This is a genomic window from Streptomyces boncukensis (genome assembly GCF_011045075.1).
GTDB lineage: Bacteria > Actinomycetota > Actinomycetes > Streptomycetales > Streptomycetaceae > Streptomyces > Streptomyces boncukensis.
Genome location: NZ_JAAKZZ010000336.1, coordinates 1 through 8,472, shown reverse-complemented (window position 1 = coordinate 8,472; position 8,472 = coordinate 1). Strand labels below are relative to the sequence as shown.

The 8,472-nt window shown below is 74.2% G+C and carries 7 protein-coding genes and 1 pseudogene; 2 read left to right on the top strand and 6 right to left on the bottom strand.

Going from position 1 to position 8,472, the window contains the following annotated elements; all coding sequences use genetic code 11:
• Positions 1-365 (bottom strand): sugar-binding domain-containing protein (locus G5C65_RS25720; protein WP_338146657.1); only part of this gene is annotated, 365 nt, incomplete at its 3' end.
• 115 nt (positions 366-480) lie between these two features.
• On the opposite strand from G5C65_RS25720, the gene G5C65_RS25715 reads away from it, so the two are divergent.
• Both G5C65_RS25715 and G5C65_RS25710 read left to right on the top strand, forming a co-directional pair.
• A complete protein-coding gene (locus G5C65_RS25715; protein ID WP_338146656.1) occupies positions 481-1,569 on the top strand; it encodes a LacI family DNA-binding transcriptional regulator in 1,089 nt (362 codons plus the stop codon).
• Between the two features lie 40 nt (positions 1,570-1,609).
• Complete coding sequence (locus tag G5C65_RS25710; RefSeq protein WP_338146655.1) at positions 1,610-3,649, top strand: glycoside hydrolase family 31 protein; 2,040 nt, start codon at positions 1,610-1,612, stop codon at positions 3,647-3,649.
• Between the two features lie 243 nt (positions 3,650-3,892).
• Here G5C65_RS25710 and G5C65_RS40930 read toward each other — a convergent pair.
• The 5 genes and pseudogenes from G5C65_RS40930 to G5C65_RS25690 form a co-directional block, all read right to left on the bottom strand.
• Positions 3,893-3,994, bottom strand: a pseudogene (locus G5C65_RS40930) (mannosyltransferase YkcB-related protein); the annotation flags it as partial.
• Between the two features lie 203 nt (positions 3,995-4,197).
• Complete coding sequence (locus G5C65_RS25705) at positions 4,198-5,487, bottom strand: bifunctional glycosyltransferase family 2/GtrA family protein (protein ID WP_165301311.1); 1,290 nt, start codon at positions 5,485-5,487, stop codon at positions 4,198-4,200.
• Between the two features lie 128 nt (positions 5,488-5,615).
• A complete protein-coding gene (locus G5C65_RS25700; RefSeq protein WP_165301310.1) occupies positions 5,616-7,130 on the bottom strand; it encodes an ATP-binding protein in 1,515 nt (504 codons plus the stop codon).
• A gap of 8 nt (positions 7,131-7,138) precedes the next feature.
• The gene (locus G5C65_RS25695; protein WP_165301309.1) at positions 7,139-7,879 is read right to left on the bottom strand and encodes a response regulator transcription factor; all 741 of its coding nucleotides are present in this window, start codon (positions 7,877-7,879) and stop codon (positions 7,139-7,141) included.
• Between the two features lie 79 nt (positions 7,880-7,958).
• A partial coding sequence (locus G5C65_RS25690; protein ID WP_478501613.1) for a mannosyltransferase YkcB-related protein occupies positions 7,959-8,472 on the bottom strand: 514 nt, incomplete at its 5' end.

Sequence of the window (8,472 nt, the reverse complement as noted above, 5' to 3'; positions counted from 1 at the left end):
CTCCCGGTTCTGGGCCAGCCGGCGGGCAGGTCGAAGACATGGCGGTGGTCGCCTGTCGGATTCTCGTCGGGCACCCGCGGCGGGTCCACGGGGAAGGGATAGCGGACGTTGGTGTACGCCGGGGAGCCGTGGCCCTGGAGCACCCAGTGGCCCGGAACGCTCAGCTCCGCCCACCCCGTCGCGTCATAGGCGGGATCCGCGAAGGAGTCGTCCTCGGCGGTCGCCGTCGGCGCGAGGCGGAAGCGCCAGCCGCCGTTCAGACTCAGCCGCGCGGCGCTGGAGGCCGCGGTCCAGGCACGGGGCGGAAGCGTGCCGGTGCCGGGCGAGACGTCTGCGTAGTACGGCGCTGGGGTCGCTGGGGTCATGGCTCTCCTCACGGGGCTCTTCACGGGACTCCTTGCGGATCTCTGCTCAGTGAAGCGCTTCGATACGACTATGGACACATCCCGGGTCAGCTTCTAGTGTCTGGCCCGTTCGCAGTTGACAGGCACCGCAGCCCCTTCGAACCGCTTCCGGCAGAGGAGAGTTGGGATGGTCACTCTCGCCGATGTGGCCCGGCGTGCCGGGGTCTCCCCCAGCACCGTCAGCTATGTGCTCAGCGGCAAGCGCGCCATCTCGGCACCCACCCGCGAGCGCGTCGAGCGGTCCATCCGGGAGCTGGGCTACCACCCGGACCTGCGGGCCCGCGCCCTCGCCAGCCGCCGCTCCGACATCCTCGCGCTGATGGTGCCGCTCCGTACGGACCTGTATCTCCCGGTGATGATGGAGATCTCCCTGGCCGTCGCCACCGCGGCCCGCGCGCACGGCTACGATGTGCTGCTGCTGACCGGCGAGGAGGGCCCGGCGGGGGTGCGCCGCGTCGCGGACGGAGTGCGGGCCGACGGCGTCGTCCTCATGGACGTCCAGCTCGACGACGCGCGCCTGCCGCCCCTGCGGGACCTCGGGCTTCCCGCCGTGCTGATCGGGCTGCCCGCCGAGCCCGCCGGGCTCAACTGCGTCGACCTGGACTTCACCGCCGCCGGATCCCTCTGCGTCGACCACCTCGCCCGGCTGGGCCACCGCGAGCTCGCCGTACTCGGCGAGGCCCCCGCCGTCTACGAGCGCGGCACCGGCTTCGCCGAGCGCACCCTCGCCGGGATCCGGGAGCGGGCCGGCGCCGCGGGGATGCGGCTGCTGCACCGCCCCTGCCAGGGCGGCTATCCGGAGGTGGCGCACACCCTGGACCGCATCCTCGACGAACGGCCCGGCACCACCGCGTTCGTGCTGCAGAACGAGCACGCGGTCGAGCCGCTGCTCAGCCTGTTGCGGCAGCGGGGCCGGGCGGTCCCCGAGGACGTCTCGGTCGTCGCCGTCTGCCCGGACCAGGTGGCCGAGCACGCGCCGGTCCCGCTCACCTCCGTCTCCCTGCCGGCCGAGGGGCTCGGCCGGCTCGCCGTCGAACGGCTCGTCACCCAGCTCGCGGACGCGCCGGGCGGCGGCTGGGCCCGGGACGGCGTGCTGCTGCTTCCCCCCGTCCTCACCGTCCGCGACAGCTCGGGCCCGGCACCGGCTCCCGGGCCCCCGCACTGACGCCCGGAGTCCTACCCCCCACCCCCTCCCGGAGGCGCCCGTGGACACCGAAGTGGACCTTGCCGTTGATCTCGCCCAGCCCGCGCACCGCACGGCGGGCGTCTTCGAGGAGCGCGACGGCGCGCTGGAGTGGCGGGGGCGGCAGGAGACCGTACGGATCGAGCCCTGGGGCCCCGACGCGCTGCGCGTCCGGGCGAGGCTCGGCGGCCCGCTGCTGCCGGATCTGCCCGGCGCCCTCCAGGAGCCGCCGCCCGCCGCCCGCGGCACGGTGCGCTACGCGGACGGCCGCGCCACCATCGCCAACGGCGCGATCCGCGCCGAGCTGGACGCGAAGGGCCTGCTCCGCTTCGTCCGTACGGACGACGGCGGCGAACTCCTCGCCGAGGAGCGCGCGCACTTCTGGTGGCCCGGCTCCCGCCTCTACACCGCAACGGGCAACGGCTACCACCGTCTCGAACAGCGGTTCAGCGCCTACGCGGGGGAGCGGCTCTACGGCCTCGGCCAGCACCAGCACGGGCTCTTCGACCAGAAGGGCGCCGTCGTCGAACTGGTGCAGCGCAACGCGGAGGTGAGCATCCCGGTGCTGACCTCCTCCCGCGGCTATACGCTGCTGTGGAACAACCCTGCCGTCGGCCGGGTCGAGCTGGCCGCCAACGGCACCCGCTGGGTCGCCGACTCCGCCCGCCAGATCGACTACTGGATCACCGCGGGCGCCCCGGCCGAAGCCCAGCGCCGGTACAGCGCCGTCACCGGCCGCGCCCCCATGCTCCCCGCGTGGGCCGCGGGCTTCTGGCAGAGCAAGCTGCGCTACCGCACCCAGGACGAACTGCTCGCCGTGGCCCGCGAGTACCGGCGGCGCGGGCTGCCGCTCTCCGTCCTCGTCTGCGACTTCTTCCACTGGACGCACCTGGGCGACTGGAAGTTCGACCCGGTCGCCTGGCCGGACCCGGCCGCGATGGTCGAGGAGCTGGCCGGGATGGGCGTCAAGCTCCTGGTCTCCTTCTGGCCCTCGGTCTCCCCGCTCAGCGAGAACCACCGCCCGATGGAGTCCGCCGGCTGGCTCCTCGGCACCGAGTACGGCCCGGTCGCGCACGCCGAGTGGCCCGACCAGGGCGCGGCGGAGCCCGTACAGGTCGCCTTCTACGACCCCACCCACCCGGGCGCGCGGGCGTACGTCTGGTCGAAGGCCCGGGAGAACTATCTCGACCCCTACGGCATCACCGCGTTCTGGCTCGACGCCTGCGAGCCCGAGATCAAGCCCGGCTTCGCCGCGAACCTGCGCTACCACGCGGGACCGGGCACCGAGGTCGGCAACCTCTATCCGCGCGAGCACGCCCGCGCCTTCCACGAGGGGCTCAGCGCGGCGGGCGAGACGGAGATCCTCACCCTGTGCCGCTCCGCGTGGGCGGGCAGCCAGCGCTACGGGGCCGCGCTGTGGTCGGGGGACATCGGCACCGACTTCGCCACCCTGCGCGCCCAGGTCGCCGCCGGACTCAACGCCGCGCTGTCCGGCATCCCCTGGTGGAACACCGACATCGGCGGCTTCCACGGCGGCGACCCCGACGACCCCGGCTACCGCGAACTCCTCGTGCGCTGGTTCCAGTTCGGCGCCCTGTCCCCGCTGATGCGGCTGCACGGCTACCGCGCCCCGGGCTCCCCGCTCGGCCCGGACATGACGGGAGGGCCCAACGAGGTCTGGTCGTACGGCGAGCAGGCCGCGGAGATCCTCGCCGACTGGCTCCGGCTGCGGGAGCGGCTGCGCCCGTACATCCTCGACGCCATGCGCGCGGCCCACGAGGAGGGGCTGCCGGTGATGCGGCCGCTGCTGCTCGCGTTCCCGGACGACCCGGCTGCGTGGGAGGTCGCCGACGCCTACCTCTTCGGCCCCGACCTGCTGGCGGCCCCCGTGCTGGAGGCGGGCGCGGTGCGGCGGGAGGTCTATCTGCCGCGCGGAGCGCGGTGGACGGACGCGTGGAGCGGGGCGGCGTACGAGGGCGGGCGGACGGTGACGGTGCCCGCGCCGCTGGAGCGGATGCCGCTGTTCCTCCGGGACGGGGCCAGGCTGCCGCTGCGTTCGTGAGCGGACCCCGCCGGGGCGGGGCTGCCCCTTGCTGTCCCGTCGCAGGGCGTGGGTGGGCCGTGGCTGGTCGCGCGGCTCCCCGCCCCCCTTACGGGGCACTCCGCCGGAAGGGCCACGGCACTGGCCGTCGCTCGGTTGGGTGAGGTCGTAGAGCGTGGTTCCGTCCACCGTGACCTTGGCATAGTGCCGCTTCACCCACGTGTCGATCGTTGCGGCGCTCCCCGAGGAGTCCGCCGTACCGGTTCCGCCGCCGACGTAGTAGTGGATCCGGCCGTCCTTCACGTACTCCCGGAACCGGGCCGGTGTGGGAGAGGGGTCGGTTCCGTTGAAGCCGCCGATCGCCATGACCGGGGAGCCGGTGGCGAGTTGGTAGCTCGCGGCGCGGCTGGAGCCGACCGTGGCGACGGGCTAGGTGAAGTCGTCGGCGTCGGCCCGGAGCGTGGCCCTGAGCTCGTCGCCGACGGTGGCGCCGTTGAGCATGGCGCCGATGGTGCGACGGGTGCATCGCGCGGTCCTTCGGGTGGAGGTCGGGCGGGGGCCGGGCGGAGTCAGCGGCGGGCGTCGGCCCCGCCCTCGTCCCTCCCCGCGAAGACCCAGGACCGGAAGAGCAGGAAGCGCAGTACCGTCGCCGCGAGGTTGGCGGCGACGAGGACGGCCAGCTCGGTGCTGTGTGCGGCGTCCGGGCTGGCCGCGCCGAGCGCGGCCAGCGAGCCGCTGGTGAGGGCCAGCCCGGTGGCGAAGACGAGCAGCCCCTGCGCCTGGTGGCGTACGGCGCCGTCCCGGCAGCGTACGCCGAAGGTGAGACGGCGGTTGGCGGCGGTGTTGGCGAGGGCGGAGAGCAGCAGCGCCAGCGCGTTGGCGGCCTGCGGGCCCGTGCCGAGCCGGAAGAGCGAGTAGAGCCCGAGGAACAGCAGCGTGCTGAGGCCGCCGACGGCGCAGAAGCCGACGAGCTGCCGCGTCAACCCGCCCGGCACGCCCGCGAGTTCCCGGTCGTGCGGGTCGTCCCCGAACGGGCGGCGCAGCCGGGCCGGCGGCAGCGCCCTGGTGGCCAGCGCGCGCCCCACCCGCCAGACGCCCCTGAGGTCGTCCAGCGCGGTCCGGACGATGTCCACCCGGCTGTCCGGGTCGTCCACCCAGTCCACCGGCACCTCGTGGATCCGCAGCCCGGACCGCTCGGCGAGCACCAGCAGCTCGGTGTCGAAGAACCACCCGGTGTCTTCGACCAGCGGCAGCAGCCGGTCGGCCACGTCGCCCCGCACGGCCTTGAAGCCGCACTGCGCGTCCGAGAACCGGGCGGCCAGCGAGCCGCGCAGGATGAGGTTGTACGAGCGCGAGATGAACTCCCGCTTCGGCCCCCGCACCACCCGGGAGGAGCGCGCCAGCCGTGAGCCGATCGCCACGTCGGAGTGCCCCGATATCAGCGGGGCGACCAGCGGCAGCAGCGCCTTCAGGTCGGTCGACAGATCGACATCCATATACGCCCGGACGGGCGCGTCCGAGCCGCCCCACACGGCGCGCAGCGCCCGCCCGCGCCCTTTCTCCTCCAGCCGGTGGGCCGTGACCTCGGGGAGCTCACGGGCGAGCCGGAGCGCGATCTGCGGGGTGCGGTCGGTGCTGGCGTTGTCCGCGACGGTGATGCGGTAGCCGTAGGGGAAGTTGCGCTCCAGGAAGTCGCGCAGCCGCCGGACGCACGGCTCCAGTCCGGCCTCCTCGTTGTGAACCGGAACGACCACGTCCAGCACGGTGGTCGTGCGGGGGTCGTGCCCGGCGGGGAGGTGCTGCCGGGCGGGCAGCGTGCCGGTCGTCTCGGGCGCCTGCTCACGTGTCTCGGTTCGCATGGCCCCGACGGTCGCGACCCGCGCTGTCAGGGCCGTGTGCTGCGCCTGTGCGACGGCTGTGGGTTCGGCCGGTCGGCTGCTTGGGGGTGTTTCGACACACCCCTGCGGCGCCGGCGACTCGGCGCGCCTCACAGCCGCACGGTGAACACCGTACGGCCCGGGGCCCAGGACACCTCGACGCGGCCGCCGTGGGCCGTCACCACCGCGTGCACGATCGCCAGGCCCAGGCCCGTGCTGCCGTGGGTGCGGGAGCGGGACGCGTCGCCGCGCGCGAAGCGCTCGAAGACGTGCGGGAGGACGTCCGGGGGGATGCCGGGTCCGTCGTCCGCCACCTCGATCACACAGCCGGGCGGCTGCGCGCGCACCCGGGCCGTGACCGTCGTGCCGTCGGGCGTGTGGGTGCGGGCGTTGGCGAGGAGGTTGGCCAGCACCTGGTGCAGCCGGGGCGCGTCGACGGCGGCCGTCACCGGTTCGGACGGCAGGTCCAGCCGCCAGCGGTGGCCGGGGCCCGCGGCGCGGGCGTCGCCGACCGTGTCCACGACGAGCGCCGTCACGTCCGTCTCCGTGCGCTCCAGGGGGCGGCCCGCGTCCAGCCGGGCCAGCAGCAGCAGATCCTCGACCAGCAGCGACATCCGCTCCGACTCCGACTCGATACGGGTCAGCGCGTGCCGGGTGTCCGGCCCCGGCTCCTCCCGGCCGCGCCGGGTCAGCTCGGCGTAGCCGCGGATGGACGCCAGCGGGGTGCGCAGCTCGTGACTGGCGTCCGCCACGAACCGGCGTACCCGCTGCTCGCTCTCGTGCCGCGCCGTCAGCGCCGAGCCGACGTGGTCCAGCATCCGGTTGAGCGCCGCGCCGACCTGGCCCACCTCGGTGCGCGGGTCGGTGTCCCGGGCCGGCACCCGCTCGGGGATGTCGACCTCGCCCTCGTGCAGCGGGAGAGCGGAGACGCGGCGCGCGGTGGCCGCCATCCGGCGCAGCGGGCGCAGCGCCACCCCGACTAGCCCCGCGCCCGCGAGCCCGGCGGCGACCAGCCCGGCGCCGGTGACGCACAGCTCCACCACGATCAGCGTGTTGATCATGTCCTGGACCGAGTCCGTCGGAATGCCGACGACATAGGTCCGGCCCTGATCCCGGTCCTGGTCCTGGCCCCGGTCCTGGCCCTGGTCCTGGACCGCCGTCGCCCGGTATGTGCCCAGGCCGGGCAGCTCGACCGTGTGCTCTTCGCCGTCGAGCGGCACGCTGCCGAGCTTCTCGGTCTGCGCGGCGGTGAGCTGCCTGGCGACGACCGGCGGGCGGTTCGGAGCGGTGTCCTCCCGGTCCCGCTGCCTGCTGATCACCCCGCCGGACGCCGTACCGTCGTCGCCGATCCGGGCGCCGACGGTCCGCACCGGCTGGCCGGGCCCCGCGACGGCCGGATCGCCCGAGATCGCGCTCGGCACCGGCGCGTCGCGCTGCATCGGCCCCGCGGCCCGGTGGGCCACGTCCCGCAGCTGGCTGTCGAGCTGGTCGAACCCGTAGCTGCGCAGCGCGATCGTCGTCACCGTGCCGATCACAGCGGCGACGACCGCGATGAGCGCGACGGCCGACACGATCAGCCGGGTGCGCAGCGACCAGCGCCGCGGCGTCCTCGGACGGAGCTTCACCCTCCTGCCTACTCGGCCGGCTTCAGCACATAGCCCGCGCCACGCCGGGTGTGGATCATCGGGGACCGGCCCGCGTCGATCTTCCGGCGCAGATACGAGATATAGAGCTCCACGACATTGGCCTGGCCGCCGAAGTCGTACGACCAGACCCGGTCGAGGATCTGCGTCTTGCTGAGCACCCGGCGCGGATTGCGCATCAGGAAGCGCAGCAGCTCGAACTCGGTGGCGGTCAGATGGATGTCCTGGCCGGCGCGGCTGGCCTCGTGGCTCTCCTCGTCCAGCACCAGATCGCCGACGACCAGCAGCGACTCGCCGCGCGCCGCCCCGGCGCCGGCCCGGCGCAGCAGGCCGCGCAGCCGCGCCACGACCTCCTCCAGGCTGAACGGCTTGGTGACGTAGTCGTCACCGCCCGCGGTCAGCCCCGCGATCCGGTCCTCGACCGCGTCCTTGGCCGTGAGGAAGAGGACCGGGACCTCCGGGGCCGTGGCACGCAGCTTGTGCAGGACGTCCAGGCCGTCCATGTCGGGCAGCATCACATCGAGGACGACCGCGTCGGGCCGCCACTCGCGGGCCGTGCGCACGGCGGAGGAGCCGTCCCCCTCCGCCCGTACGTCCCACCCCTCGTAGCGCAGGGCCATCGAGAGCAGGTCGGCGAGAGGGGGCTCGTCGTCCACGACGAGCACGCGGACCGGGGTGCCGTCGGGGCGGCGCAGCTCACCGCGGGCCGGGCTGCTGGGGTTGTCGCTCATATGACAGATCGTGCTCCACTTTTCTGAGAGTCTCCTGTGAGAACTCCATGAGAGGGCTGAGAACGGGCCGGTCCCGGCCTCAGCCGACGTCCGACGGGTCGAGGCGGTAGAGCGAGCCGCTGTTCGAGCTCTTGGGCCCGACCTTGGTGCCGTGCTTCGTGATCCAGTCGGTGAGGCCGGTCTTGGAGCTGCCGCTCGGACCGGCCGAGCCGCCGACCTGCACGTAGTGCAGCTTGCCCGCCTTCACCAGCTGCTTCAGCTTGGCGAGGGTCATGGCGTCGTCGCTGCCCGACCAGCCGCCCATGGAGATCACGGGCTCGTGGCCGGCGAGGATGGCGGACGCGGCGGACTGGTCGTTGGCGACGGCCCGCAGCCAGGTGGCGCCGTCCTTGTGCTTCTTGAGGTACGCGAGCGTCGCGGAGTCGAGCGAGCCGCCGGGCCCGCCCATGCCGCCGCCCGTGCGCTGCTGCCCGCCGGACGGCGGTTGCGGCGCGCCCTGGCCGTTCTGGTCGCTCTGGCTGCCCTGGCTGCCCTGGCTGCCCTGGGGCCGCTGGCCGTCCTGGTTCCCCGGGAGCCCTCGCCCGCCCTGGGGC